The organism is Pseudomonas sp. TH07, from assembly GCF_016651285.1.
Lineage (GTDB): Bacteria > Pseudomonadota > Gammaproteobacteria > Pseudomonadales > Pseudomonadaceae > Aquipseudomonas.
Map to the genome: position 1 here is coordinate 5,781,356 of NZ_JAEKED010000001.1, position 24,658 is coordinate 5,806,013.

Here is a 24,658-nt window from a genome sequence, read left to right on the forward strand (position 1 = left end):
GCTCTCGATTTAGACGCAGTTCTTTTTACCGACCACATTGCGCAGCGTGCCGATGCCCTCGACGCTGGCTTCGACCACATCGCCCTCCTTGAGGAACAGCCCGGTGCCCATGCCGACACCCGAGGGAGAGCCGGTGAACAGCACATCGCCCGCAGCAAAACTGGAGCGCTGCTGCACGAAGCGGATCAACTGGCCGACGTCCCAGGTCATTTCTGCGGTGGAACCGTCCTGACGTACTTCGCCATTCACTTTCAAGGTCAGGCGCAACGTCGGCGAGCCCTCGGCAAACTCATCCTTGGTCACGATCCAGGGTCCGAGGCCGGTGGTCCGGTCCTGGCTCTTGGCCGCGAACAAATCCATGCCGATACCCGGCGCCCCGCTACGCTGCAGGTCGCGGGCGCTGACGTCATTACCCACGGTGTAGCCGAGCACACAGGCCAGGGGGTTCTCCAGGTCGATCTCGTCGCTGCCAATCACCGCCACCAGCTCGACTTCGTGATCCAGCTCCTGGGTCAGCGGCGGAAAGCGGATCGGGTCGTTGGCACCAATCAGCGCGCCATACGCCTTGAGGAAGGCCACCGGCTGGGCCGGCGCACTCAAGCCGAACTCCACCAGGTGCTTGGCATAGTTGGCACCGGCCACCACCACCCGATTCACCGGCTCGATCGGCGGCAGCAGGCGCACTTTCGACAGCGGCAGCGATGGCCCGGCAATCCGTACCGAGCTGATGCCGCGCCCGGCCGCCACCGCGGGCGCCCAATCCTTGAATTCGCCGGATATGGGCGTCACCTGATCTTGCGCAACATCCACCACGGCCCAGAACACACCCGTCGCAAAATACTCACAACGTGCCAGTTTCATCAGGCACCTACCTTGCCCAGCTTGGCCGGATCCAGGTGCAGCAGGCGGCAGGCGTTTTCATAACGGATCTTGCGCAAGTCGGAGTCGGACAACTTCAGGCCATCGGTCAGGTCGTGGCGTACGGCATCGCTGCCGCCGAAGTTGCTGCCGTACAGCACATGGTCGGCACCGATGATGTCGACCAGGGCCTGGCGCATCGGCACTTCGTGCAGCTCGACGTCGAAATAGAAGTTCTTCATGTATTCGAGCAGCGGCTTCTTGTTGTATTTGACGTCCAGGTTTTCGTTGGTCTTGGCCAGGCGACCCAGTTGATAAGGCACGTAGCCGCCGCCGTGAGTGATGTACACCTTGAGGTCGGGGAAACGGTCCAGCACGCCGCCACAGATCAGGTTCCAGAAGCAGCGGCTTTCGTCGTACTGCATGCCGACGATGGCGGTGGTTTCGTAGCGGTCGCTGTTGGCGTTCTTGCCCCAGGTCACCGACTGGTTATAGCCATGGATAAACATCGGCAGGTCAAGATCGCAGAGGGTTTTCCAGACGACATCGAGTTCCGGCGAATCGAACTCCAGCCCCCAAAATTGGCGCCCCCGCCACCAGGCCCTTGGCCCCGAGCTCGGTACAGGCGTAGCGCAGTTCGGCGGCCGCAGCCTGCGGCACATTCAACGGGCAATGGGCCCAGAACATCAGGCGATCCGGGGCCGCGGAGCAGTATTCGGCCAGGGTGCGGTTGACGGTGCGGGCGAACGGCACCGCGAACTCGGCCTCAGTCCAGTACATGTAGCAGTGGGAAGGAACTGACACTACTTGCAGGTTCTGCCCTGCCTTATCCATGCCCGCCAAGCGCACTTTCGGGTCGGCCCAGCGCGCGAAATATTCCTCGAGCTTGGGTCCGTTTCCGGAACGTACGGCCGCCTTGCGCTCAGGTGATCCGAGACCCAGGATCCAGTCGCCCACGCGCAGCTTGATATCACCGTCGGCGTGCTGCTCGAAGAAAGGCCCCCAGTGCGGGTGCTGGTCGTAGTAGCCCGGATGGGGAGCGTGAGCATGGAGATCGATAAGCATGTGCAGGTACCTCGAAGTTGGCACTTTTTGTTGGTGGTTAGCGCGGTTCCTTCACCTGCCGGGGGTCAATCCAGACCGTGAAGGGAAAGCCGAACGGCTCGCTGCTAAGTCCAGAGCTTAAGTTTAATCTGATCAGAAATCAAAAAACTGTTCATATTATTTTCAATCAACGGCAAAAGGCCCGAAACAGAGCCATCAGCGCTTGTCGAAAAAGCCATTGAACGTTTCAAAAGCAGTGCCGGATCGGGAAAAACCCTCAGCGCGCGGGCATTGGAAACGCCCAGCCGAAAACGCAGAACCCCCGTTTTCCGGGGGTTCTGTAGGTTACGAAGGGAAATTGCTGCGAGGGAGATGTTGCGCAGGCGACGATCAGCGACGGGTGCGTGAAGTGGAGCCCATGATCAAGGCGCCCAGCAGCTTCTTGACCCGCACCGGGAACAATCGGCGACCCGCCGCTTCCGGCACCAGGATTTCACTCAATACGTAGCGAATGATCATTTCGCAGATCAGTTCGCGATCGAGGCGCACCCCGAGGCGCTCGTCCCAATCGTCGAACACGATGCCCAGGCCGTCCTGAAAACGCACGATCGAATCGTGGAAAATCCGCCGGAAAAAGCCCAGGGCGTAATCCGGCGCGACCACCAGCAGGCGCCGCGCACGGCTTTGTTCAAGGTAGTTGTCTAGGTAGGCGAACAGCGCATTGAGGCGCGCCTCGGGGTCGCTGATGGGACCCAGCTCCTGGGACAGCGAACTGTGGAAACTTTCACGCTTATGCCGCGAAAAGGTGTCCAACAGGTCCTCCTGGGAGGAGAAGTAGCGGTAGAAGGTCCCGCGGGACACCCCCGCCACCTGGCACACGTCCAGAATCGAAATGCGGTCTGCGCCGGACATCAGCACCACTTCTTCCGTGGCCTTGAGGATATTGGCGATGGTTTCTTCGGAGCGCCGGTTCGGCTTGACCTTGGCGCCTGCCACGGCCTTGGCGCCGACGCGCCGTTCAACCGGCTTGACCGCAGTAAGGGCTGCGTCAGGGGCTGCGACTTTTTTTGCCTTGCTCGCCTTGGGCGTCGAAGTAGGCATTTCCGCTTTCGAGGATGCAGGTTTTGGCATGGATGGGCAGGCTCATGGAGAGTAAAGATGGGCCAACATTAGCACAGGATCTGTGCATAAATATCACTATATGTTCAACTTATTGCTAAAGACATTTCAGGAGTTTGTATTTAGAATCCAATTCTCTCTTTAAAATAAAATCAGGCAACCCAACAGCCGTGGGTGCCTAAACGGAGAAAATTCATGGGTAGTACTGGAAATCCTGAGACCTGGGCAGTGGGAGAACGAGACACTGTCATCGAAGCGTTAGATCGTGCGGTAGCAAGGCATCCAGACAAAATCCTGCTGGATTTCAGCGGTGAGTTATACACATATTCAGAGGTTGACTTACTTTCAACCAAGATGGCCAACTCGCTGGCTACCCTGGGCGTCAAGGCCGGTGAAACCGTGCTGACGATGCTCGACAACAACATCGACGCAGTCACCACCTGGCTGGCCATCAACAAGCTCTGCGCCGTGAGCGTGCCGATCAACACCGCACTCAAGGGCGAGTTCCTGCGGCATCAGATTGCCGATACCGGCACCTCGCTGGTGATTTGCGAAGCGGCCTACCTGGCCCGGGTGACACCGCTGGCGGAACAGCTGCCGGAGGTCCGGCACATTCTGCACCGCGGCACACTCGACACCGTTGCCGAATGCCGGATCCGCATTGCCCCCCTGGATCAGTTCCGCGGCCATGACGCCACGCCCCTGGCCACCAAGCCACAGCCATCCGACCTCGCCTGCCTGATCTACACCTCCGGCACAACCGGCCCATCCAAGGGCTGCATGATCAGCTACAACTTCATGTGCAACCTGGCACGCCTGCAATTGCGCGCCGGGCCGGCCAGCGCCGACGACATCACCATCACCCCGCTGCCGCTGTTCCATATGAATGCGCTGTGCGTGTCGATCATCGCCAGCATCCTGGTGGGCGCACGGGCCGCCATCCTGCCGCGCTTCTCGGTGTCGAACTTCTGGCAGGAAGTGGAGCGCTCGGGCGCCACCATCGCCTCGATCCTGGGCGGCATGGGCGGACTGCTGGCCCACGCCCCGGACAACCCGGCAATGTTGCGCTGCGTCGGCCAGATCCACACTGCACGCGGCAACCCCTATACCGAAGAGACCAAAAAAATCTGGCGCGAGCGCTTCGGCACCCCGCTGGTGGGCGGCAATGGCTATGGCCTGACCGAAGCCTGCGTGATCACCTCGCTGGCTGCCGGTGAATACGCCGCCCCCGGTTCCTCGGGAAAACGCATCCCGGACTTCGACGTACGCATCGTCGACGACCTCGACCAGGAGCTGCCCGCCAACTGCGCCGGGGAAATCGTGGTGCGTCCGCTGCGCCCGGACATCATGTTCCAGGGCTACTGGCGCCGCCCGGAAGACACCCAGAAGCTGATGCGCAACATGTGGTTCCACAGTGGTGACATCGGCAAGTTCGACGACGATGGCTTCTTCTATTTCGTCGACCGCAAGAAGGATTACCTGCGGCGCCGTGGCGAGAACATTTCCAGCTTCGAGATGGAAGCCGCCTTCGCCGTCCACCCGGCCCTGGCTGAAGTGGCGGTACACGCCGTGCCCTCGGACAAGGGTGAAGACGATGTGAAAGTCACGGCGGTGCTGCATGAGGGCGCCACTCTGCAACCGGAAGAGCTGTTCCAGTGGGCCACCGATTCGGTGCCCTACTACGCCCTGCCGCGCTACATCGAGTTTCGTCACAGCCTGCCGAAAAATCCCCAGGGCCGGGTGCTGAAGTACCTGCTGCGGGACGAAGGCAAGACCGTGTCCACCTGGGACCTGGAAACCACCTCGATCGTGGTCTCCAAGAGCTGACCTCAGGCCATACCGGCCGGGCCGCCCCGTACGGCCCGGCAGGCGCCAAGCCATGCAAAACGCCATTGACGCTGCCGGCCAATGGCGTTTTTTTTGCCTGCCCGGTATCAGGCGTGGCTTGCGCTCGTTTTAACGGACGCGGTCAGTACTCCCGAAACGCAATGTCCTTGGGCCGGGAGTTGTACCCGGGCAGGTGCAGGCCGCCGTCGACGTGGATGGTTTCGCCGGTGATAAAACGCGACATCTCCGATGCAAGGAACACCACCGCCGGGCCGATATCGGCTTCGGGTTCACCACACCGACCCAGGGGCCGCATGGACGCCGACATCTCGGCAAACCCGGAGTTTTGCGCCGCCAGTTTATGGAAGGTGGCCCCCATCGCCGTGGGGGCGATGGCGTTGACCCGAACATTGAAGCGCCCCCACTCGGAAGCGGCGCTGCGGGTCAGGCCGACAATCGCCGATTTCGCCGTGTTGTAGTCGCCATGCAGCCAGGCACCGATCTCGACGTCGATGGAATAGAAGTTGACGATCTTGCCGCCGCCCCGCGCCTTCATATGGGGCAACGCGGCTTTCATTGCCCACCAGGCCGCCCAGACGGTGGAGTTGAGGGTCTGTTCGAGCATGGCATCAGTCTTGTCTTCCAGAAGCACATTGGGGGTCGGAGCAAAGGCGTTGTTGATCAGGATATCCAGGCCACCGAACTCATCCACCGCCAGCTGCACGGCCGCCTCGATATCAACCTTGCTGCAGACATCGGTCTTGATAAAGACCGCCTTGGCGCCCAATGCCTTGAGCTCGGCGACCACGGCCTCTCCGCTGGCGACGTCCAGCTCGGCAACCACCACGGCAGCTCCTTCCCTGGCGAAGTTCAGGGCGATGCCGCGACCAATGCCGCCACCCGCACCGGTGATCAGCGCAACCTGTTCTGTTAGCAGTGCCATAGCCACTCCATTTCTTGTTTTTTAGTGAACATAATTGGTTATAGTGTTCAAATATAACTGATTTCGTCAGCCCGAACAGCAGTGGAACAAGGATATTGAGGATGACTGTATTTCGCCGCCGCGTGGAGATCATTGCCCATTGCGCCCATGGCATGGGGGAAGTTCGCGCCGCCCTGGAAGATGACTTCCATCACTTCCGGGTATGGGCCCGGCATCGTGCGGGCGAAGTCACGGCCCTTGGCGGCGAAGCCCTGCGCTACCCCTACTCGTTGTGCCCGCAGGCCGGCAATCAACTCCAGCAGTTGCTGGGCATGCGGCTGGATCGCGTCGCGCATTCCGTCACCCGCCAGACCGACGCCAGCCATCAATGCACGCACCTGCTGGACCTCGCCGGGCTGGCCCTTGCCGGCGCCGCTCGGGACACCCGCCAGCGCTGCTATGAGATCGAGGTGGGACGCCGCATCAACCATCGCACCCGGGCCATTCTGCTCCGTGACCAGCGTGAAACCCTGGCCTGGGAGGTCAACGGCACACTGATCGAAGGGCCGCCGCCCTTCACCGGCGTCGACCTGCGCCACGGCATGGCCCGCTGGGCACTGGGCAACCTCGATGATGAGGCCGCCGAAGCCGCCTTGCTGCTGCGCCGCTGCACCATGATTTCCCTGGGCCGCGTCTTCAACCTCGACGCCCAGGTCCATGCCAGTAGCACCGGCCATTGCTACAGCCAGCAACCCGAGCGCGCCGAGCAGGCACTGCGCATGCAAGGCTCGACCCTGGACTTCAGCGACACCGGCCATCAGCTATGTGCTCAGGACCAGGCCTGGCTGCACGCCCACAGCCGCGACCCGATGGCCTGAGCCCGGCGCCACCGCAACTCCAGGTGCTGCAGCCGCACGGATTCCAGCGGCAGCGGCCAAAACCCGAACCGGCTACGCAAAACACCCGCGACAAAGCCCCACACCGGATGGCACGGGCCTTTGCCGCGGGTGTTCAAGGGCGCCTGCTCAGCGCCCTGAACAGCACGCCGTGCCCTAGAGGAACACCGCCAGGTTCGGCGTGCCCAGCACGGCCTGGTCGAGAATGACCTCGCGCCGGGCCAGCTTGAACCCGGCATCGCCCAGACGCAGCACATCGCGCCGTTCGCCGCTGATGATATCGACGTGATGGTCCTTGAACCGGCTGCGGGTCAGCAGCAGGTAGCTGGTCACCACAAACTCGTCGGCCTTGGCGGTTTCCTCGACAAACACGTTGGTCACCAGGCGTCGGGTCCGCGAAGGCGGGTCTTCAGCCCAGGCGCTTTTGCCGGACAGGCGCAAAATGCGGCCCATGATCGAGCGGTAGTCATCGTGGTAATGCTGGACGCTGCGCACGATGGTGGTTTTCAACTCGGCCGCCAGGCGCGTCTGGCGCAGCGGCACGGTGTACACCAGGTCGGTGTCCAGGCGCTCGGCCCACTCCTGAAGGCGGATCTGGTCGAGCAGCGTCGCCTCCTCGTAGAGAAAGGTCAGCACATCGTTGTAAATCGGCGAACCCACCGGTACCCGCTGGGTACCGACCGGAGAACCCGGCTGGATATCCTCCACGCCGCGTTGTTGAACCTGAGCCATGAGTCACTCCCTATCTTTTTATTCTTGTCGCGGTTAATGCCACTCCCCGGGATGGCGGCCTGCAACGGCCGCTATCGAGCCGGGCCGGAGGACGCTTATTCCTCGTCCGACGCCGTCATCAGTTCGTGCCAGTACAGCCACCAGTGCCACTGGGTGTCGTCCTTGGTGAAACCTTCGTTGACGATGCCCGGCCCAGGCCAGCCTTCCGGCGCGCCGGTCTCGAAGCACGCTTGGTATTTGAGCGTACTCTTGCGGCCCATGGCGCCCTTGGCGGCAAGGGTCATGTGCGGCCAGGTGTCGGAGTCGTCCTGCTCGACCATGCCCGAGGTGCCGAACAGCTGGATGGTCTGCTTCAGCATCTTGTCCCGCAACTCCGGCGAGGCATCCTTCTCGGCAAAGACCCAGTTGACGAACTCCAGCTTGTCCGGCCCTTGCGGCACATAGGCATGCAGGGTCATGGAGCCGACCACACTGCCATCCGGCTGCGGAATGTAGACAAAACCGAAGAGAATGTTCGGGAACATCCCACCCACCTGTGGCGGCATGCTGGTCAGAACCTTCAGTTGGTCTTCACTCAGGTTGCGCGCCAGTTGCTCGACCATGTCGGCGGTCATCCCGGCAGGGGGCAATGCCTCGAGCTTCTGCTGCACGGAAAGCTCGGCCGGGTCGAGGCCGGTCAGGCGCTTGATCTTGCGTGCCAGGTCGATGCAGCGCAGGGCATGGCCGTGAGGGGAGCTGATTTCGACGCCGATCATTTCCGGGCTGAGGTCGGCGGTTTCGCCCTCGCCTTTCTTCGCGTAGTTACCCACCTCCCCCAGCCAGCGATGCAGGGTCAGGGTATGGAAACCGTCGGCCGCCGATTGTTCGCCGGCGGTTTTCCAGTTGGCGTTGACGATAAAGCGCTGCGGCGGACCGAGCACTTCCATGCCCTTGTCGGAGCGGCAGAACAGCATGTCGTAATACCATTTGGCGTCGCCGAGGAACTCGTCGAACGACGGCCCATCGACGTTCCAGGTGGCGAACACCAGCCCGCCATACAAGGTGACCCGGGCTTTTTTCAGGCCCAGTTCTTCCTTGGGCAGCATCTTGCCGTGCATGCACTCGCGCTCGACCGGTGAGCCGACAAAATCACCGTTCGGACGGAAGGCCCAGCCGTGATAGATGCACTTGTGGATCTGGGTGTTGCCGCAGTCGGCGGTGCTGATGCGCATGCCACGGTGCGGGCAGACATTGAGGGAAACGAACACCTCGCCCTGTTTGCCACGGGCAACGATGACCGAATCGGAGCCCAGGTCGCGGACCATGAAGTCCCCGGAATTCGGGATTTCCGATTCGTGACCCAGGAGCACCCAGATCTTGCCGAAGATCTTTTCCATCTCCAGGTCGTAGATTTCGCGGTCGGACAACACGCGCATCTGTACTTCGCGGCTAGAGGGATAGATGAGGTCCGAGACCTTGGTTCCATCAGACAACACGGGGCTTGTTCTTGTTAGCATGTTTGCCTCCTACTCTGGGCGTCACGGCGATAAGTCGCAACGAAATATAAGACACTTTATCTATTTGTGTACATAGAATTCACCTGCAATTTGTAAGTGAACTCTTCCCGACCTCCGCTACCGCTAATTCCCGGCCGACGCCTTGTTGCCAACCTGGGTGCGCAACACGCCAAGGCCGTCAATTTCCAGCTCGACCACGTCCCCGGGTTGCAGATAGCGCAACTGCTCCAGGCCACAGCCGTTGCCCACCGTGCCGGAGCCGAGGAACTCGCCGGGATACAGGGTTTCCGAGCGCGACACATGGGCGATCACGTCTTCGAAGCGCCAGCGCATGTCCCGGGTGTTGCCACGCCCCCACTCCTCGCCGTTGACCCGGGCGACCATGTTCAGGTCGTAGGGGTCGCCCAGCTCATCGGCGGTCACCAGGCACGGCCCCATGATGTTGGCGGTGTCGAAATCCTTGCTCTTGGCCGGGCCGAGCATCCCGGGCATCTCCAGGGCCTGGGCGTCGCGCGCGCTCATGTCGTTGAAGATGGTGTACCCGACAATGTGCGCCCGGGCCGCATCGCGGCTGATGTCCTTGCCGCGCTTGCCGATGTAGCAACCGAACTCCAGCTCGAAGTCCATCGCCCGGCTGAAGCTCGGCCACTGGAATTCATCATCGATGCCGATCACCGCAAAGCGGTTGCCCTTGTAGTAGATGGGCTGCTTGTTGAAGGTCTCGATCACCCGGTCATCGGCACGGGTGTTCATGGCTTTCAGGGTGGCTTCCGGGTCCTCGGTGCGCAGCGCCCGGGCGCGCCGGGCAGCGGCGAAAGCCTGGCGCAGGTGCAGCTCGAAACAGGAGCAGTCACGCATCTGCGGCGGCGGCTGGATCGGCGCCCTCAACTTGACCGTAGCGCGCTCCACCAGGGCTGCCACCGGCGCCCGGGCTACCAGGGTGCGGGCCAGCTCCAGCGCCGGCTCACCGGCCTCGACCAGGGCCAGGATGCTGCTCAAGGCCTGACTGTCGCGGCCTTCACGCACGCGGTAGGCGCTCTGCAGGTCGAGCACTTGCAGGTCCTGGTCCAACAGTGCACCGGCGCGGTCGACGCCCTCGGCGTCGGTATAGGTCACCAGTCTCATACGCGGCCACTCACAGGCAGCAGGGCACCGGTGACCGCCGCCGCTTCATCGGATAACAGAAACGCCACCACCGCCGCCAGCGCATCCGGGGTCACCCAGCGGCTGCTGTCGGCGTCGGGCATGTCGGCGCGGTTAGCCGGGGTATCGATGATGCTGGGCAATACCGCGTTGACCGTGACGCCACGGTCTTTCAGTTCTTCGGCCAGGGCCTCGGTCAGGCGCGCGACCCCGGCCTTGGAGGCCGCGTAGGCGCCCATGCCGGTCGCAGCCTTGATCGACGCCAGTGCCCCGACGTTGACGATACGCCCGGCGCCCGATGCCAGCAGATGGGCCAGCGCCGCCTGGGAGCTGACCACGGCAGTCCGCACGTTCATCTGGTACAGGCGATCCCAGGTGTCCAGATGGCCACCTTCGATGGTTTCCCAGGCGAAACCGCCGGCGACATTGACCAGCCCATCGATACCGCCCCATTGCGCCGCGATCTGCTGCAACCCGGCGTTGGCCGATTCGCTCGAGGTCAGGTCGACGCCGCCCAGGCACAGCAGGTTCCGGGTATCGGCCAGGGCCGCCGGGGCCTCGCTGCGATCCACCAGGGCCACTCGCGCGCCACGCGCCAGCAGAAATTTGCCCAGGGCGCAGCCAAGGGCGCCAAAGCCGCCGGTGACCACCACTCTCTTGTCCAGTAATGACAGGGCCATTGCGAAATCCTCTTGTTGTTGTTTTACGGCGCGAACGGTCGATTCGTGCCTTTTCCGGAGCGAATATATGACACTTTTAGAAAATATGTACAAATGATACCGTGTGACTCCACGTCAAACATTTACCTGCGGACCGCCGATGCCTAGAAAACTTCCCGCACTCAACGCCGACAACCGTGCCTTCTGGCAAGGCGGCGCACAGGGCAAATTGTTGATCCAGCGCTGCGCGGCCTGCAGCCGCTTCTTCCACCCGCCTGCCCCGCTCTGCCCGCATTGCGCCAGCTTTGAGGTCGCCCCCGAGGCGGTGTCCGGCAAGGGTCGGGTGCTGAGCTACACCATCAATTACCAGCCATGGACGCCGGAGCTTGAGGCGCCCTATGTGGTGGCGATCATCGAGCTGGTCGAGCAGCCCGGCTTGCAGTTCGTCAGCAACGTGGTGGGCCTGCCGGTGACCCAGGTGCAGATCGGGATGTCGGTCCGAGTCAGCTTCCTCAATGTCGAGGATGTCTGGCTGCCACTGTTCGAGAGGGATCTGTGATGTTCGATCATCGTTACGAGAAAGACGTCGCCATCACCGGCATCGGCCAATCGGAAGTCGGCCGCCCGTCCTCCCTTTCCGACATGCGCCTGACCCTCGACGCCTGCCTTGAAGCCATTGCCGACGCCGGCCTGCAGCGCAGCGACATCGATGGCGTGGCCTGCTGGCCGGGCGACAACAACAACGGCGATCCGTTTTCACCGGTCGGCCCCAGCGCCCTGAAGAGCGCCCTGGGACTCAACGTCAACTGGTTTGGCGGCGGCTATGAAGGCCCGGGGCCGCTGGCCGGGGTGATCAACGGCGCAATGGCGATTGCCGCCGGCCTGTGCAAGCACGTGCTGGTATTTCGCACCATCACCGAGGCCTCGGCCCGCACCCTCGACAAACAGGCGGGTGCCCTGACCAACAAGACTCGGGGCCGCGACAGCAGCTACGCCTGGCAGTGGTTTACCCCGTTCAATGTGCTCTCGGGCATCAACCTGATGGCGCTGTATGCCCAGCGCCATTTCCACGAATACGGCACCCGGCCCGAGCAGTTGGCGCAAATCGCCCTCACCTGCCGGCAGAACGCCATGCGCAACCCCAAGGCGCTGTACCGCACGCCCATGAGCATGGACGACTACATGGCGTCGCGGATGATCTCCTCGCCGCTGCGCATGTTCGACTGCGATGTGCATTGCGACGCCTCCACCGCGATCGTTCTGTCACGGCGCGATATCGCCCAGGACCTGCCGCACCGGCCGATCCGGATCGAGGCCATGGGCGCGGCACTGAACCAGCCCTGGTCATGGGATCAGATCTCCCTCACCCGCATGGCCGCCTTCGATGTCGGCCAGATGATGTGGGCACGCACCGACTACCGCCCGCAGGACATCGGCTCGGCGCAGTTGTATGACGGCTTTTCAATCCTGACCATGATCTGGCTCGAAGCCCTGGGTCTGTGCCCCACCGGGGGCAGCGGCGCATTTGTCGAGGGCGGCACACGCATCGCCCTGGACGGCAGCTTGCCGATCAACACCAATGGCGGGCAGTTGTCCGGCGGGCGCACCCACGGCCTGGGCTATGTGCATGAAGCCTGCCTGCAACTCTGGGGACGTGCGCAAGGCCGGCAAACCCGCGACCACAGTGTCAGCACGGTGGCGGCGGGTGGCGGGCCGCTGGGTGGCAGCCTGCTGCTGGTACGCGAGTAACCTGGCGCCTCAGTAGAGGACGCAGGCCACTTCGCTGCAGAACTCGATCAGCGCCTTGCCCAGTTCGGCAAGGCCCTCTTCGTCGCGCTGGCCACGGAACATCACCGCGGACACCGTGAAGTCGATGCTGTTGGACGGCGAATAGATCGGCGCCGCGACGGCGAGAATGCCTCCCGAGAAATGCCCATCATCCATGGCCCAGCCGCGTTCGGCGGCGGCGCGCACCTCTTCGCGGTAGAGCTCCAGGGATAACGGCTGGGCCCAGCGGATGGTCTCGAAGCTGCTTTGCACCAGGGGGTCGTCCAGGTCGATCTGGGTGGCGAACAAACGTCCGCTGGCCCCCATCAGGATCGGCAGCCGCTGGCCCTCGGCCATGTCGATGCGCACGTCGGTGGGGCTCGCGGCGGAGCTGACGATCACGATCCGGTCCGCGCTCATTTTGCGCCACAGGGTGATGGTCACCCGCAGGCGCGCGGCCAGGTTCTGCAACAGCGGTTTGGCCATCTGCACACGGTGGCCCTGGGTTACCAGTTGCTCTACCAGCCGCGTCAGGCCCAGCCCTACCGAATAGCGCTTGGACATGGCGCTGAAATCCACCACGTCCTCCTGCACCAGGGTGCGCAGGATGTTGAAGCAGGTGCTGGGGTTGATCGATAGCTGCCGGGCGATATCCACCGAGCGTTCCGGCGTGCCGACCTGGCTGAGGTAGCGCAGGATGCGAATGGCGTTGGAGACCGGCTTGACGATTACCGCACCGGCCGATTTGCTGCTGTCGTTGACTTCAGAGGAGTCCATGCCCGATTCCGGTAACCTAATGTTGCCGGCATTCTAGCCTGAGAATGAATCGCGCCGTGACAGTTTTATCTGGGAATAACCCGCACGCTTTATCGATTCCGTGCCACGGGCGGCTGGTAGATCAGCCGCCGGGTTTCCCGGTCCTGGCGCCGGAAACGCTCTATCAGGCGCTCCTGGGCATGGTCGGCCTGGGTCACCCGCACCTGCTGGCGCAAATACTCAAGCCACGACTCGACGATAAAACGCTCGCTGTACAACAACGGGTCGGCCATGTCGCGGTACAGACGCCAGTTCTGCGCGCCGTTGCGCCGGCGCGCGGTGCCCACGGCATACACCGCGACCAGGAACCCGTCGAGGTCGGGCGCCGCCACCTGGTACACGATCTCCACCGCTACCGGGCCTTCGGCATGGGCCACTGAATCGGCCCATTGCAGGTTGTCGCTCGGGCGCACCTGGGCAAAGTCTGCCTCCTGCCCCAGTTCAAAACGGCCGTTGCGAGTCAGGCCGATACCGATCAGCAGGCACAACGCCGACAACAACAGGCTCTGGCCCAGGCCCAGGTACTGCGCCACCGCGCCCCATATGGCGCCGCCGGCCGCCATGGCGCCCATCAGGATCAAGACATAGACCGACGCCACCCGGGCCCGCACCCAGTTGGCGGCGTAGGTCTGGACCACGGTGGAAATCGTCGCGTTGACCGCCATCCAGCCAAACCCTGCGAACAGCATCATGGCGCAGACCACATAACGATTGGGCACCAGGGCCGCAGTCAGGGTCGCGGCGATAAAGGCGACAACGCCACAGACCACCAGGCGCCGCAGGCTGAGGACCCGATACAGGCGCGGCAGGTTGAGGGCCGTCAGCACCGCTCCGGCACCGAGAAAGGCCATCAGCAAGCCGTAGCCTCCGGCGTCCATGGCCAACTCCTGCTTGGCCACCAGGGGCATCAGGGCCCACAGGGCGCTGGCGCAGCTGGTGAACACCAGGACCTGCCTCAGCGCGCTGGACAACACCGCCGAATGGCGGATGTAGCGCAGGCCGCTGCGCATGCCGCCGGTCAGGGTTTCCGGCGGCAACCCCACGTCCGGCGGTGACGGCGCCAGGCGAAACAGAAAAAACATCACCACCAGCATGCACAGGGTGATCACCAGAAACACCGAGGTGGTGTTCCAGTAAGCGATCAGGGCCCCGGCCAGGGCCGGCCCCAGCGCCCGGGTGGCATTGATGGCGATGCCGTTGAGGGACACCGCCGCCGGCACCTGGTCGCGGGACAGCACGCCGATCATGGTCACCATCCAGGCCGACATACCCAGGGCGCTGCCGGTGCCCAGCACAAAGGTGAAGGCCAGCAGGCCCCAGGCCTCCAGGTGCGCGCTGTAGGCCAGCAGGCTGAGCACCATGGCGGCGAACAGCATCATGCACTGGGTGATGATCAGCCAGCGCCGACGGTCGACCCGATCGGCAATCACCCCGCCCGGCAGGGCAAACAGGAACACCGGCAGGGTCATGGCGGTCTGCACCAGCGAGACCATGGTCGCCGACGCGGTCAGCGTGGTCATGATCCACGCCGCGCCCACCGTCTGCATCCAGATCGCCAGGTTGACCACCGCCCCCGCCAGCCATAGGCCACGGAAGGCCTTGTTGCGAAACGGCGCCCACGCCGAACCCTCGCTCATCATCACTCCTCGGCGTGTGCTTCATGGAATATTGGCAGTTATTGCGCCAGCGGTTGCCCCAGGCGCCCGATGGCCCGCGATGGGCTGAGGGGGCGCGGCCCGGCGATGGTGTTGCGCAGGCGGCCAATGCCCTGGATCTGCGCCTCGACTTGATCCCCGGGCTGCAGGAAGCGCCCGCTTTCCAGGCCTACGCCATGGCTGGAGCCGGTAAACACCAGGTCTCCGGGGCGCAGGCTGATGCGCGCATCCAGGTAGTTGAGCAACTCGTCCAGGGGGAAAATCATCTGCCGTGTGTTGTCCTGCTGGCGCAACTCATCGTTGACGCTCAGGCGCATGTCCAGCGCCGGTTGCCCGGTGATGCGCAACGCGTCCGGGGTGACGATCCAGGGCCCGACAGGCGTGGTGCAGTCCATGGCCTTCTGGGTCAACAGGTCCAGGCGCCCGATCTGTTTGCCGGCGTCCCGCGCGCTGATGTCATTGCCCACCGTGTAGCCCAGCAGGCAGGCACTGGCCCTGGGTTCATCGAGCAGCGGTCGCCCGACCACCGCCACCAGTTCCACCTCGTAGTCGAGCTGGGTGGTCAGCGGCGGGTAGCTGATCTCGTCATTGGCCCCCACCAGTGCCGACTCGGGCTTGATGTAGGCCAGCGGGTGCGCCGGTGCATCGCTGCCCAGGCGCTTGAGGTGGCTCAGGTAATTGAGGCCGACGCCAAACACCCGGCCGCCCGGCTCCAGGGGCGGCAGCAGGCGGGCAACGGACAGCGGCAAGCGTTCGGCACTCAATTCCAGGGCCTGCAACGCCCGCTGCGCAGGCAACCCGGACCAACTGGCAAAGGGCGCATTGATCCGCCGCAAGCGGTGGGTCTCGGCCTCCAGCAATGCCCAGAACGCCTGGCCGGCGACCTCGACCCGCGCGATGCGCATGTCAGTGCCGGGCCCGGTAGGTCGCCAGGTACTCGGGGTCGAGCACTTCTTCCGGGGTCTTGACGCTGGGACCGAGAATCGGCCCCACCATTTCATGCCCCCACAGGCTGAGTTTTTCAGGATTCAGCTCGTAGGGATCGCCTTGCCATGGCTCGATTTCCGCGATGGTCTCGAAGGCAAAACCCGACGGGTTGAAATGGTAGAACGACAGGTGCGGATCCTGGGCGTGCTGGCCCAGCGTCATCATCATCGGCAGTTCACGCTGACGCACGATGTCGTAGGTTTCACCGACATCGCGCACGTTGCGCACGAACAGCCCGACATGTTGCACACCCATGCGGCCCGGGCCGTGGCCGTAGGCGATGTCGTGGCTGGTGTGGTGGTTGAGCCGGGAGCGGAAGAACCCGGTGCGCCCCTTGCCCGCCCCGGCGCCATACCAGCTGAAGCCCATGACATTGAGCAGGAAGTCTTCCAGTTCCGGCGTGTAGTCGGGGGTGATCAGCACCACATGCCCCGCGCCCCGCTCATCGGCCAGAAAACCACTGTGGGGACGCCCGGGCTGGAACGAGCGCGGCATCCACTTCTGGCCATAGAACAGCTCGTGCTGATAACCCACGGGATCGCGAAAGCGCACCAGTTCACGCACGCCGCGTTTTTCGCAGAGCTCGGCATCGCCCCGGGTGTACTCGACCTTGGCCGCGGCCAGCTTCTTGATCCCGTCCTCGAACGCCATGCGCCCTATGGCTTCCCAGCCGATATAGGCAATCCGGTCGACCGGCCCGGGGTGGAAAGCGAAACGATGGCGACGATCGTCGATTCTGAAATACAGCGACTGCGGGTCGCTCTCGGGGTTCTTGCCGATCCCAAAACCCATCACCTGCGGGCCGTATTCGCGCCATGCATCGAGGTGCGGGGTTTCAAAACCCATGTAGCCGATACCAATGATGTCCACGTTATTCACCTTGTTCTTGTTAGAGATGAAAGGCTGCCAGCGGCACCTGCCCCGGCAGGTTACGCGTTAGATCGCCAGCAGGCCGCCGTCGATGACAAAGTCCGAACCGGTGATGAACGAGGCCTCGTCCGACGCCACGAAGACCGCCAGCGCCACCACTTCCTCGGGTTCGCCGGGACGATCCATCAGCACCCCGTCCAGCAGCATGGCCCGCACCTTGGGGTCTTCCAGGAACGGCCGCGTGCCGGGGGTGGCGACGAACCCCGGGCTCAAACTGACCGCTCGGATGCCGCACGCGGCCCCTTCGACCGCCAACTGGCGGGTGAAGGACACCACCGCGCCCTTGGCCGCTGAATGGGCACTGATGCCGGCGACTTTCGAGCCGCCCCAGGCCGCGGTGGAGGAGACATTGATGATCACTCCACGCCGCTCGGCCAGATGCTGCCAGGCGTACTTGGTGGTGTAGAAAAGCAGGTCGATTTCATTGCGCATGGTGTACTGCCAATCCTCGATCGACAGTTCGCTGACCAACCCGAAGCGGGCGGCGGAGGCATTGTTATAGAGAATGTCGATGCGCCCGTGCTCGGCGACGGCCGCCTCGATCCAGGCCTTGGCCTGCTCATGCTCGCCCAGGTCCACCGGTGCCGAGCCATACAGGGTAAAACCTTCGTCCTGCATCAGGGCTGCCGTCTGCGCATGGCCTTCGGCGTTGAAATCGCAACCGACCACAATCGCCCCTTCCCGGGCGAAACGCAGGGCCGCCGCGCGCCCCTGGCCACCGCCGGTGCCGGTGATCAGGGCGACCTTGTTCTGTAAACGTCCCATCAGCACATCCTCAAGTCAGTGGTTGTCCCGTTGCCGGCGGCGCAGTCGCGGCCGATCAAGGGGCTGGCTCTTCAGGGGTGATGGGCTCCAGCCAGATTGCTTCCGCCGGGCAGGCGGCGGCGCCTTCGCGGGCCTCTTCCTCAAGCTCCGGTGGCACGCGGGCATCATCGAAGTACACCAGGCCGTCGGCGTCGAGTTTGTACAGGCTGGGGCAAATCGCGGCACACAAACCGTAACCACAGCAGCGGCCACGGTCGGCCACGGCTTTGAACTGCGCATGCTCTGAACTCATTTTTTTCTCCTTATCAGGTTCAGCATTGGCAAATTATGAACACTTATTTATTTTATGTGCAATTAATTTTTAGCGCGGATATGCTGGCTGGCATCCGCCGCTGAAAAAACCGCTCAAGGGCCTAAAGCGGCGGGATGTTGAACACCGCCGGAACCAGATTGATTGAACGGCGGGTCCGCCGCAGGAAATTCGTTTGTCTGTGAGTCAGATGGCTTTGCTGGACAACGGCAAAATTCTGATTTTATTGTGAATAGAACAGCGGATTCTGTTCAATGAATCCGTTGGCGCGGCTCCACAGCGCCTCCGACAGCAGTGCTTGGCTCAACAAAACCTATAAGGAAGCCAACCCCATGCACCCTTCGAAAAACGAAGCGGCAATTGATCTCGACGAATTCCGGCAAAGCTGGAAAATCCTCATTCTGTCGGTCGCCGGCGTTGCCATCAGCATCAACGCCGCACTGCTGTACGGCTTCGGCACCCTGGTTGTGCCCCTGGGCGACGCCTTTGGCTGGAGCAAAAGCGAACTGCAGGCGTGCATCACCTTTCTCTTCGGCGGTGCCGTGGTCTCGCTGCAACTGGTGGGGTGGTTCAACCTGCGCTTCGGCATGAAGCGGGTCACCGTGGTCTCCCTGCTGTTGCTGTCCCTCGGCTACCTGGCTACGACCCAGCTGACCCAGTCGATCTGGTCGATGTACATCGCCTTCGCCCTGCTGCCGATTGTCGGCATGGGCGCCCTGGCGGTGACCTGGACCCAGTTGCTGAGCCTGTGGTTCGAGCGCAATCGCGGCCTGGCCCTGGCCATTGGCCTGTCCGGCACCGGAGTCACCGCCGCCACCGTCCCGCGGCTGATGGCCTGGGGCATCGAGCACTGGGACTGGCGGGCAGCCTTCGTGATTCTCGCGCTGCTCAACCTGCTGGTGCTGCTGCCGCTGATCCTGCTGTGGTTCAAGCTGCCGACCGCCGCGGGCAGCGAGGATGACCGCCGCGCTTTGGCCAGCCTGCCCGGCATGAGCTTTCGCGAAGGCATGGGTTCGCTCAAGTTCTGGACCTGCAACCTGGCGCTGAGCCTGGTGATTTCCTCGATCGTCGGCATGGTCACCAGCACGGTGCCGATGCTCCAGGCCAAGGGCCTGTCGGCGGCCGACGCGGCGACTATCTTCAGTTGCTTCGGTATTTCCCTGATCTTCGGCCGGATGCTGATCGGCTACCTGCTGGACCGCCTGTGGCCGCCGGCGGTGTCGGCCATCAGCCTGATCCTGCCCGCCGTCGGCTGCCTTATCTACCTGAGTGGCACCAGCGAGTTCATGCCCCTGATGCTGGCAGCGGTGCTGGTGGGTTTCGGCGCGGGAGCGGAATTCGACATCGCCGCATTCCTGATTGCCCGTTACTTCGGCCTGCGTGAATACGGGCGCCTGTTTGGCGTGCACCAGGGCCTGAACACCGTGGCCTCGGCCCTGGCCCCGCTGCTATTCGCCTTTATGCTCGCGCGCAGCGGCTCCTACTCCGCGATGCTGGTGTACAGCGCCGCCTGCTGCCTGATCGGCCCCCTGCTGCTACTGACCCTGGGACGAGTGCCGCGCTTCGATGCGCAGGCACTGCCCAGCCATTCCTGAGCCACCCCCTGACAAGAACGGAGCAGAACATGCCCACATTGACCTTTATCGAACACAACGGCACCGCCCATCAGGTGCAGGGCGCCATCGGCCAGTCGGTGATGCAGGCCGCCACTTTCGCCTCGGTCCCGGGGCTGCCCGCCGATTGCGGCGGGGCGTGCAGCTGCGCCACCTGCCACACCTATGTCGACGCGGCCTGGCTGGGCAAGGTGCAAGCCGCCGAAGGCATGGAAAACGACATGCTCGAATACGCCTTCGAGCGCCGTGACAACAGCCGCCTGAGCTGCCAATTGATCATCAGCGAAGACATGGACGGCATGGTTCTGCACCTGCCTTCTTCGCAATTCTGAATGCGCCTCAAGGAGCGTCCATGACACTTGCCTCAGTCGTTATCGTCGGTGCTGGCCAGGCCGGTTTTCAGGTTGCCGCCTCCCTGCGCCAGGAAGGCTATGCCGGCCGCATTACCCTGGTCGGCGATGAGCCCGGCCTGCCCTATCAGCGCCCGCCATTGTCCAAGGCCTACCTGCTGGGCAAGATCCAGGAGACCAACCTGCTGTTTCGCCCGGCCGAGTTCTATGCCACTCAAGGCATCGAGCTGCTGCATGACCAGGCCACCGCCATTGACCGCCTGAACCGGCGGGTGGTGCTGGCCTCGGGGGCGGCCCTGAGCTACGACCATCTGGTCCTGGCCACCGGCGCCCACAATCGGCCGCTGCCGGTGCCGGGCGCAGAGCTGCCCCAGGTATTCGGCATCAAGACCAAGGCCGATGCCGACGCCCTGGCACCACTGGCCAAGGCGGCACGCAATGTGGTGGTGGTTGGTGCAGGTTTTATCGGCCTGGAATTCGCAGCGGTGGCGGCGGCCCTGGGGGCCAACGTGCATGTGCTGGAACTGGGCGAGCGGCCCATGGCCCGGGCCGTGTCGCGAGAAATGTCGGAGCTGTTTCGCCAGGCCCACGAGGCCTGGGGCGTGCACTTCGATTTCCGCCAGGGTTTGAGCCGCATCGACAGCGACAACGGCAACGTCTGTGCCGTGCAGACCGCCGACGGCCGCAGCCTGCCCGCGGACCTGGTGGTGTTCGGCATCGGTGTGATCGCCAACGCGCAGCTGGCGACCGAAGCCGGGCTGGCCATCGAGAACGGGATCAAGGTCGACGTCAATCTCCTGACCTCCGACCCGCAGATCTCCGCCCTGGGCGACGTCGCCAGTTTCCCCTGCCTGCAAAACGACGAACAGCACACCCGCCTCGAATCGGTGCAAAACGCCAACGACCAGGCCCGCACCGTGGCGGCACGCCTGATGGGCAAGCCCGCGCCCTACAGTGCCCTGCCCTGGTTCTGGACCGACCAGGGCGACCTCAAGCTGCAGATTGCCGGGCTCTCCCACGGCCATGACAGCACCGTGATCCTGGGTTCGGCCCAGGACCGGCAGCTTTCGGTCCTGTGCTTTCGCAACGAACGGCTGGTGGCCGTGGAGTCCTGCAACCGCATGGGCGACCACATGGCCGCGCGTAAAATCCTCGCTCGTGCGCCCCGGCTGACGGCAGCCGAAGCGGCCGCAGAAGGGTTCGACCTCAAGGCCTGGGAAGCGGCCAACCGCGACTGAGCAGCCGCGCCCGACGAACCACTCGCCGCCGCGCCAGCCCCAGGGCTGGGCGCGGCTTTTTTTGCGCAACTGCTGGAGCGATAACGATGAATAAAGTCTGGTTTATTACCGGGGCTGCCCGCGGCCTCGGCGCCGCGATTGCCAGGGCCGCGCTGGCCGACGGTGACCGCGTGGTGGTTAGCGGCCGACGCACCGAGCCCCTGCAACACGCCTTCGCCCATTACGGCGAGCGCGTGCTGGCGGTGCCCCTGGATGTGTCTGACGAAGCCCAGGCCCTGGCCGCGGTAGAGGCTGCGGTTGCGCGTTTTGGGCGCATCGATGTGCTGGTGAACAACGCCGGTTACGGCCAGTTGGCCCCCTTCGAAGACAACTTCAGCCAGGACGCCGAACGCCAGTTCGCGACCAATGTGTTCGGCGTATTGCATGTATGCCGTGCGGTGCTGCCGGTGATGCGTCGGCAACGCAGCGGCCGGGTCTTCAACCTGTCGTCCATGGGCGGCGTGCTGGGCATGGGCGGCGCGGCGCTGTACTGCGCGTCGAAGTTCGCCGTCGAAGGCTTTTCAGAATCCCTGGCCCAGGAAGTGGCGCCATTCGGGATCAAGGTCACGCTGGTGGAGCCCGGGGTGTTTCGTACCGACTTCCTCGACCCCAGCTCGGCGGTGTTCGGGGCCCGGGCCCTGGAGGACTACGCCGGGTTCACCGCCAAGGTCAAGGCGGCCTCGGCGGCCGGCAACCATCTGCAAACCGGTAGCCCGGAAAAACTCGGCGCGGCCCTGGTGCACCTCGCCAGCCATGAGCAGCCGCCGCTGCGCTATCTGGCCGGCTCCGATGCGTACCAGCAAGTCAGCGCCAAGCTCAAGGCCATGCTGGCGCAGATCGAAGAGTGGCGCGAATTGACCTGTTCAACCGACGGCGTCTGACGCCCCCTCGGCTGCACGCCCCGCCGCCTCGGCGGGCGTGCAGGGCCGACACCGAGCGCCTAGAGGTTGATGAAGTAGCGCACAAAGAGTTTGCCTTCCTCGAACCGATACAACTCGATGGTCTCGATCCCGCCTGCGCCCTCGCGAAAGGCATTGAGGTGATGGCATGCCGCTTCATTGCCGTTGACGATGCACTGTCGCACCTCGACCCGGATCTTCGGCTGCTGTTGCGCCCACATGCCTTCCAGCACCTGCCAGGCATCGTGCTGCGGCTTGCCGACATATTCGATACTCAAGCCATTGCTCGAGACGCTGCGGTAGTGGGCAAAAAAGCCTTGCTTGTCGCCTTTGTTCCAGCAGTCGATCTGACCGTGCAGGAACTGTTCGATGGCGTGTTTATCCAGGTTCATGGGGGGTTCATCCTCAGGGTGGGGTCAGGCGTGCTGCGGGGTGGGCAGCGAGTGTTGGCGCGCCAGGAAAGCCGGCTCCATTTTCAGCCACAGCAGGATTCCGGGACCGATAATCGCGCAGCACAGGCAGCACACCAGCACCGCCGAATAACTGCCGTAGACGTCGTACAGATGACCGAACAACATGGGCACCAGCCCGGACACAATGGTGATCAGGCACAGGTGCAGGCCGAAGATCCGCGCGTAGTCCTTGAGCCCGAAATAACGCGCCATAAGGAACGCCGCCAGGTCGAACTCGGCTCCGGCACTGGCCCCGATGCACAGGGTGGCCAGCACCAGCAGCGGCGTACTCTGGGCACCGCCAAACAGAAAGATCGCGCACCCCAGCGCCGGCAGCGCCAGGCTGATCGCAGCCACCAGCGACGGTGAGTAGCGGTCCAGCAGGTAACCCACCAGCAGGCGCCCACCGATGATCGAAATGCCAAAGGTGCTGAACACCTGGCTCGCCTCCTGGGCGCTCAGGCCCTTGCTTTGCAGCATCGGCACCAGGTTGGTGACCATGCCTACGGTCAACGACACCGAGAGGATCAGCGCCAGATTGAAGCCCCAGTACATGCCCGAACCCAGGGCCTGCCTGAAACTCATGCCGGACAGCTGCAGCGGCTGTTTCCGGGTCGCCGACTCCGCGCCGGCCGGCTGAGCCGGCAGGCGCAACCACAGCAGCGTCATCGGCAAGGTGAACAGCAACGGCATGGCCCCCAGCGCGATAAACCCGGCTTGCCAGCCATAGGCGGCAATCAGTCGCGACAGCAACGGCGGCAGCACCATCGCCATCAGCCCGGTGCCACACAGGATCACCGCCAGAGCCAGGCCGCGATTGCGTTCGAACCAGAGGTTGACCAACTGCGTCCAGGTAATGGCAATGGTGCCGGCACACACGATCGGCATGCTGAAAAATGCCAGGTACAACCAGCCGATCGAGCCCTGGATACGGGTGATGGCGAAGTAACCGAGGATCTGCAGCACGATCGACACGATCGCCACCCGGCGCAGGCCATAACGGCGGTAGAGCCAGCCAACCAACTGGGTGGAAATCGCCACCCCGGCGAACAGAAAGGTGATCGCGGCTTGCAGGTCGCCCCGGCTCCAGCCGAACGCCTGTTCCAGCGGGATCACCAGGGTGCCAAAGGCATACAACAGCGCGGCGGTGATGCTGGTGCAGATGCCGAACAAACCCAGCAAAACCACGCGCCAACCGCGCTTGAACTCGGAAAAATCATTGCCATCCTGGGCCTTGTCGCTGCTCTTGCGTGTCTCAGTCGTCATGATTAACTCCCGGCGCAGGCCGCCATCGCGGATGCGCGACATGATTAATGGCCCTTGAGGATTTCTTCGACCTTGGGCAGCGCGATCATGGTGGCGCCACCGTCCACCAGCAGCGAGGTGCCGGTGATGTAGGAGGCCTCGTTGGAGGTGAGAAACAGCACCGCATGGGCAATGTCGGCGGACTCCCCCAGGCGCCCCACCGGGAAATGCGCGGCCAGTGTGTGCGGCAATTCATCACCCAGGGTTTCAAGCATATGGTCGGTGCCAATCAGCCCGGGCTCGACCACATTGACCAGGATGTTCAAGGCCCCAAACTCCACCGCCAGGCCACGGGCGAAGGCGTTCATGAAGGCCTTGCTGGAGCCGTAGGCAATCAGGCGCGGGGTGTACTTGCGGTTGGCTTCGCCCGAGGAAATAAAAATCAGCCGGCCTTTATCGACGGCCCTGGACAGATAAGGTGCACAGTCCTTGGCCAGCCAGAACAACGACTGGATATTGCTGCGTACGATGTGATCGAAGGTGTCGTCGGCCATCTCGGCGATCAGCCCATGGCTGGTATCGGCGGCGCAGTGAACCACGATGTCCAGCCCGCCAAAATGCTCGACGGCCCCTTGCACCATGGCCCTGATCGCCTCCCGGTCGGCGATGTCGCCTCCCACCAGGCAGGCATGGGCGCCCAGGGCATTGATCTGCTCGATGGTCTGCTCGCCGTAGCGCGCGGTGCGTGCCGACACCACCACCTTGGCGCCTTCGCGTGCATAGGCCAGGGCGATGGCCCGGCCCATGCCGCGGCCGGCACCGGTGACCAGTACTACTTTGTCGCGGAATTTCATTGCGCTTCCTCATTGTTTTTATGATTCGAGGCGTTGTCGCAG

The 24,658-nt window shown here is 63.4% G+C and carries 24 protein-coding genes and 1 pseudogene; 8 read left to right on the top strand and 17 right to left on the bottom strand.

Annotated features, from left to right (window positions below; genetic code table 11):
- Positions 1 to 9: 9 nt before the first annotated feature.
- From JFU57_RS26505 to JFU57_RS26515, 3 genes and pseudogenes are all read right to left on the bottom strand, one after another.
- Positions 10 to 861, bottom strand: coding sequence for a fumarylacetoacetate hydrolase family protein (locus JFU57_RS26505; protein ID WP_201131334.1), 852 nt, complete (start codon positions 859 to 861; stop codon positions 10 to 12).
- Positions 861 to 1,923: pseudogene (locus JFU57_RS33525) on the bottom strand (amidohydrolase family protein). Before JFU57_RS33525 ends, JFU57_RS26505 begins: the two are co-directional and overlap by 1 nt.
- 369 nt (positions 1,924 to 2,292) lie before the next feature.
- Positions 2,293 to 3,033 (bottom strand): TetR/AcrR family transcriptional regulator, encoded by a 741-nt coding sequence (locus JFU57_RS26515; protein WP_201131335.1) that lies wholly within the window; start codon positions 3,031 to 3,033, stop codon positions 2,293 to 2,295.
- Between the two features lie 183 nt (positions 3,034 to 3,216).
- Between JFU57_RS26515 and JFU57_RS26520 the strand changes: the two genes are divergently transcribed.
- A complete protein-coding gene (locus tag JFU57_RS26520; protein WP_201131336.1) occupies positions 3,217 to 4,848 on the top strand; it encodes an ATP-dependent acyl-CoA ligase in 1,632 nt (543 codons plus the stop codon).
- A 142-nt stretch (positions 4,849 to 4,990) separates the two neighbouring features.
- On the opposite strand, the gene JFU57_RS26525 is transcribed toward JFU57_RS26520, so the two are convergent.
- Positions 4,991 to 5,791, bottom strand: a complete 801-nt coding sequence (locus tag JFU57_RS26525; protein WP_201131337.1) for an SDR family NAD(P)-dependent oxidoreductase — start codon at positions 5,789 to 5,791, stop codon at positions 4,991 to 4,993.
- A gap of 101 nt (positions 5,792 to 5,892) precedes the next feature.
- Here JFU57_RS26525 and JFU57_RS26530 point away from each other — a divergent pair, with 101 nt between their 5' ends.
- Positions 5,893 to 6,648 (top strand): DUF2889 domain-containing protein, encoded by a 756-nt coding sequence (locus tag JFU57_RS26530; protein WP_201131338.1) that lies wholly within the window; start codon positions 5,893 to 5,895, stop codon positions 6,646 to 6,648.
- 174 nt (positions 6,649 to 6,822) lie between these two features.
- Here the strand turns inward: JFU57_RS26530 and JFU57_RS26535 are convergent, their stop codons facing one another.
- From JFU57_RS26535 to JFU57_RS26550, 4 genes are all read right to left on the bottom strand, one after another.
- Complete coding sequence (locus tag JFU57_RS26535) at positions 6,823 to 7,398, bottom strand: aromatic-ring-hydroxylating dioxygenase subunit beta (protein WP_020296363.1); 576 nt, start codon at positions 7,396 to 7,398, stop codon at positions 6,823 to 6,825.
- A gap of 95 nt (positions 7,399 to 7,493) precedes the next feature.
- The gene (locus JFU57_RS26540) at positions 7,494 to 8,894 is read right to left on the bottom strand and encodes an aromatic ring-hydroxylating dioxygenase subunit alpha (protein WP_043229003.1); all 1,401 of its coding nucleotides are present in this window, start codon (positions 8,892 to 8,894) and stop codon (positions 7,494 to 7,496) included.
- A gap of 123 nt (positions 8,895 to 9,017) precedes the next feature.
- Positions 9,018 to 10,019, bottom strand: a complete 1,002-nt coding sequence (locus JFU57_RS26545) for a fumarylacetoacetate hydrolase family protein (RefSeq protein WP_201131339.1) — start codon at positions 10,017 to 10,019, stop codon at positions 9,018 to 9,020.
- Positions 10,016 to 10,717 carry an SDR family NAD(P)-dependent oxidoreductase gene (locus tag JFU57_RS26550; RefSeq protein ID WP_201131340.1) on the bottom strand — a complete coding sequence of 234 codons (702 nt, stop codon included), beginning with the start codon at positions 10,715 to 10,717 and terminating at the stop codon, positions 10,016 to 10,018. The genes JFU57_RS26545 and JFU57_RS26550 overlap by 4 nt, the downstream gene beginning before the upstream one ends.
- 139 nt (positions 10,718 to 10,856) lie before the next feature.
- Between JFU57_RS26550 and JFU57_RS26555 the strand changes: the two genes are divergently transcribed.
- Both JFU57_RS26555 and JFU57_RS26560 read left to right on the top strand, forming a co-directional pair.
- Entirely contained in the window at positions 10,857 to 11,255 is a 399-nt protein-coding gene (locus JFU57_RS26555) for a Zn-ribbon domain-containing OB-fold protein (RefSeq protein ID WP_201131341.1), read from the top strand.
- Positions 11,255 to 12,445 (top strand): thiolase family protein, encoded by a 1,191-nt coding sequence (locus JFU57_RS26560; protein ID WP_201131342.1) that lies wholly within the window; start codon positions 11,255 to 11,257, stop codon positions 12,443 to 12,445. The genes JFU57_RS26555 and JFU57_RS26560 overlap by 1 nt, the downstream gene beginning before the upstream one ends.
- A gap of 9 nt (positions 12,446 to 12,454) precedes the next feature.
- Here the strand turns inward: JFU57_RS26560 and JFU57_RS26565 are convergent, their stop codons facing one another.
- The 6 genes from JFU57_RS26565 to JFU57_RS26590 form a co-directional block, all read right to left on the bottom strand.
- Entirely contained in the window at positions 12,455 to 13,240 is a 786-nt protein-coding gene (locus JFU57_RS26565; RefSeq protein ID WP_201131343.1) for an IclR family transcriptional regulator, read from the bottom strand.
- 89 nt (positions 13,241 to 13,329) lie between these two features.
- A complete protein-coding gene (locus JFU57_RS26570) occupies positions 13,330 to 14,916 on the bottom strand; it encodes an MFS transporter (RefSeq protein WP_201131344.1) in 1,587 nt (528 codons plus the stop codon).
- A 38-nt stretch (positions 14,917 to 14,954) separates the two neighbouring features.
- Positions 14,955 to 15,839, bottom strand: a complete 885-nt coding sequence (locus JFU57_RS26575) for a fumarylacetoacetate hydrolase family protein (RefSeq protein ID WP_201131345.1) — start codon at positions 15,837 to 15,839, stop codon at positions 14,955 to 14,957.
- 1 nt (position 15,840) lies between these two features.
- Positions 15,841 to 16,791 (bottom strand): VOC family protein, encoded by a 951-nt coding sequence (locus tag JFU57_RS26580; RefSeq protein ID WP_201131346.1) that lies wholly within the window; start codon positions 16,789 to 16,791, stop codon positions 15,841 to 15,843.
- A 66-nt stretch (positions 16,792 to 16,857) separates the two neighbouring features.
- Positions 16,858 to 17,616, bottom strand: a complete 759-nt coding sequence (locus JFU57_RS26585) for an SDR family NAD(P)-dependent oxidoreductase (RefSeq protein WP_201131347.1) — start codon at positions 17,614 to 17,616, stop codon at positions 16,858 to 16,860.
- A 55-nt stretch (positions 17,617 to 17,671) separates the two neighbouring features.
- Positions 17,672 to 17,908 carry a ferredoxin gene (locus tag JFU57_RS26590; protein ID WP_020296352.1) on the bottom strand — a complete coding sequence of 79 codons (237 nt, stop codon included), beginning with the start codon at positions 17,906 to 17,908 and terminating at the stop codon, positions 17,672 to 17,674.
- A 350-nt stretch (positions 17,909 to 18,258) separates the two neighbouring features.
- Here JFU57_RS26590 and JFU57_RS26595 point away from each other — a divergent pair, with 350 nt between their 5' ends.
- The 4 genes from JFU57_RS26595 to JFU57_RS26610 all read left to right on the top strand — a co-directional run bounded on the left by JFU57_RS26595 (position 18,259) and on the right by JFU57_RS26610 (position 22,047).
- Positions 18,259 to 19,521, top strand: a complete 1,263-nt coding sequence (locus JFU57_RS26595) for an MFS transporter (RefSeq protein WP_201131348.1) — start codon at positions 18,259 to 18,261, stop codon at positions 19,519 to 19,521.
- A 29-nt stretch (positions 19,522 to 19,550) separates the two neighbouring features.
- Positions 19,551 to 19,871: a 2Fe-2S iron-sulfur cluster-binding protein gene (locus JFU57_RS26600; RefSeq protein ID WP_020296350.1), complete on the top strand. Its 321-nt coding sequence runs from the start codon at positions 19,551 to 19,553 to the stop codon at positions 19,869 to 19,871.
- Between the two features lie 20 nt (positions 19,872 to 19,891).
- Positions 19,892 to 21,127 (top strand): NAD(P)/FAD-dependent oxidoreductase, encoded by a 1,236-nt coding sequence (locus tag JFU57_RS26605; RefSeq protein ID WP_201131349.1) that lies wholly within the window; start codon positions 19,892 to 19,894, stop codon positions 21,125 to 21,127.
- Between the two features lie 86 nt (positions 21,128 to 21,213).
- The gene (locus tag JFU57_RS26610; RefSeq protein ID WP_201131350.1) at positions 21,214 to 22,047 is read left to right on the top strand and encodes an oxidoreductase; all 834 of its coding nucleotides are present in this window, start codon (positions 21,214 to 21,216) and stop codon (positions 22,045 to 22,047) included.
- Positions 22,048 to 22,106: 59 nt separating this feature from the next.
- Here the strand turns inward: JFU57_RS26610 and JFU57_RS26615 are convergent, their stop codons facing one another.
- From JFU57_RS26615 to JFU57_RS26625, 3 genes are read right to left on the bottom strand one after another with little or no spacing between them, the layout of a single operon-like run.
- Complete coding sequence (locus tag JFU57_RS26615) at positions 22,107 to 22,457, bottom strand: nuclear transport factor 2 family protein (RefSeq protein WP_201131351.1); 351 nt, start codon at positions 22,455 to 22,457, stop codon at positions 22,107 to 22,109.
- A gap of 24 nt (positions 22,458 to 22,481) precedes the next feature.
- On the bottom strand, positions 22,482 to 23,783 hold the full coding sequence (locus JFU57_RS26620; RefSeq protein ID WP_201131352.1) for an MFS transporter: 1,302 nt from the start codon (positions 23,781 to 23,783) through the stop codon (positions 22,482 to 22,484).
- Positions 23,784 to 23,827: 44 nt separating this feature from the next.
- On the bottom strand, positions 23,828 to 24,616 hold the full coding sequence (locus JFU57_RS26625) for an SDR family NAD(P)-dependent oxidoreductase (protein WP_201131353.1): 789 nt from the start codon (positions 24,614 to 24,616) through the stop codon (positions 23,828 to 23,830).
- Positions 24,617 to 24,658: the final 42 nt, after the last annotated feature.

Excerpts from the sequence above, each read along its gene's own strand:
- JFU57_RS26505 (WP_201131334.1), bottom strand. The coding sequence starts at position 861 with ATGAAACTGGCACGTTGTGAGTATTTTGCGACGGGTGTGTTCTGGGCC.
- JFU57_RS26515 (WP_201131335.1), bottom strand. The coding sequence starts at position 3,033 with ATGCCAAAACCTGCATCCTCGAAAGCGGAAATGCCTACTTCGACGCCC.
- JFU57_RS26520 (WP_201131336.1), top strand. The coding sequence starts at position 3,217 with ATGGGTAGTACTGGAAATCCTGAGACCTGGGCAGTGGGAGAACGAGAC.
- JFU57_RS26525 (WP_201131337.1), bottom strand. The coding sequence starts at position 5,791 with ATGGCACTGCTAACAGAACAGGTTGCGCTGATCACCGGTGCGGGTGGC.
- JFU57_RS26530 (WP_201131338.1), top strand. The coding sequence starts at position 5,893 with ATGACTGTATTTCGCCGCCGCGTGGAGATCATTGCCCATTGCGCCCAT.
- JFU57_RS26535 (WP_020296363.1), bottom strand. The coding sequence starts at position 7,398 with ATGGCTCAGGTTCAACAACGCGGCGTGGAGGATATCCAGCCGGGTTCT.
- JFU57_RS26540 (WP_043229003.1), bottom strand. The coding sequence starts at position 8,894 with ATGCTAACAAGAACAAGCCCCGTGTTGTCTGATGGAACCAAGGTCTCG.
- JFU57_RS26545 (WP_201131339.1), bottom strand. The coding sequence starts at position 10,019 with ATGAGACTGGTGACCTATACCGACGCCGAGGGCGTCGACCGCGCCGGT.
- JFU57_RS26550 (WP_201131340.1), bottom strand. The coding sequence starts at position 10,717 with ATGGCCCTGTCATTACTGGACAAGAGAGTGGTGGTCACCGGCGGCTTT.
- JFU57_RS26555 (WP_201131341.1), top strand. The coding sequence starts at position 10,857 with ATGCCTAGAAAACTTCCCGCACTCAACGCCGACAACCGTGCCTTCTGG.
- JFU57_RS26560 (WP_201131342.1), top strand. The coding sequence starts at position 11,255 with ATGTTCGATCATCGTTACGAGAAAGACGTCGCCATCACCGGCATCGGC.
- JFU57_RS26565 (WP_201131343.1), bottom strand. The coding sequence starts at position 13,240 with ATGGACTCCTCTGAAGTCAACGACAGCAGCAAATCGGCCGGTGCGGTA.
- JFU57_RS26570 (WP_201131344.1), bottom strand. The coding sequence starts at position 14,916 with ATGAGCGAGGGTTCGGCGTGGGCGCCGTTTCGCAACAAGGCCTTCCGT.
- JFU57_RS26575 (WP_201131345.1), bottom strand. The coding sequence starts at position 15,839 with ATGCGCATCGCGCGGGTCGAGGTCGCCGGCCAGGCGTTCTGGGCATTG.
- JFU57_RS26585 (WP_201131347.1), bottom strand. The coding sequence starts at position 17,616 with ATGGGACGTTTACAGAACAAGGTCGCCCTGATCACCGGCACCGGCGGT.
- JFU57_RS26590 (WP_020296352.1), bottom strand. The coding sequence starts at position 17,908 with ATGAGTTCAGAGCATGCGCAGTTCAAAGCCGTGGCCGACCGTGGCCGC.
- JFU57_RS26595 (WP_201131348.1), top strand. The coding sequence starts at position 18,259 with ATGCACCCTTCGAAAAACGAAGCGGCAATTGATCTCGACGAATTCCGG.
- JFU57_RS26600 (WP_020296350.1), top strand. The coding sequence starts at position 19,551 with ATGCCCACATTGACCTTTATCGAACACAACGGCACCGCCCATCAGGTG.
- JFU57_RS26605 (WP_201131349.1), top strand. The coding sequence starts at position 19,892 with ATGACACTTGCCTCAGTCGTTATCGTCGGTGCTGGCCAGGCCGGTTTT.
- JFU57_RS26610 (WP_201131350.1), top strand. The coding sequence starts at position 21,214 with ATGAATAAAGTCTGGTTTATTACCGGGGCTGCCCGCGGCCTCGGCGCC.
- JFU57_RS26615 (WP_201131351.1), bottom strand. The coding sequence starts at position 22,457 with ATGAACCTGGATAAACACGCCATCGAACAGTTCCTGCACGGTCAGATC.
- JFU57_RS26620 (WP_201131352.1), bottom strand. The coding sequence starts at position 23,783 with ATGACGACTGAGACACGCAAGAGCAGCGACAAGGCCCAGGATGGCAAT.
- JFU57_RS26625 (WP_201131353.1), bottom strand. The coding sequence starts at position 24,616 with ATGAAATTCCGCGACAAAGTAGTACTGGTCACCGGTGCCGGCCGCGGC.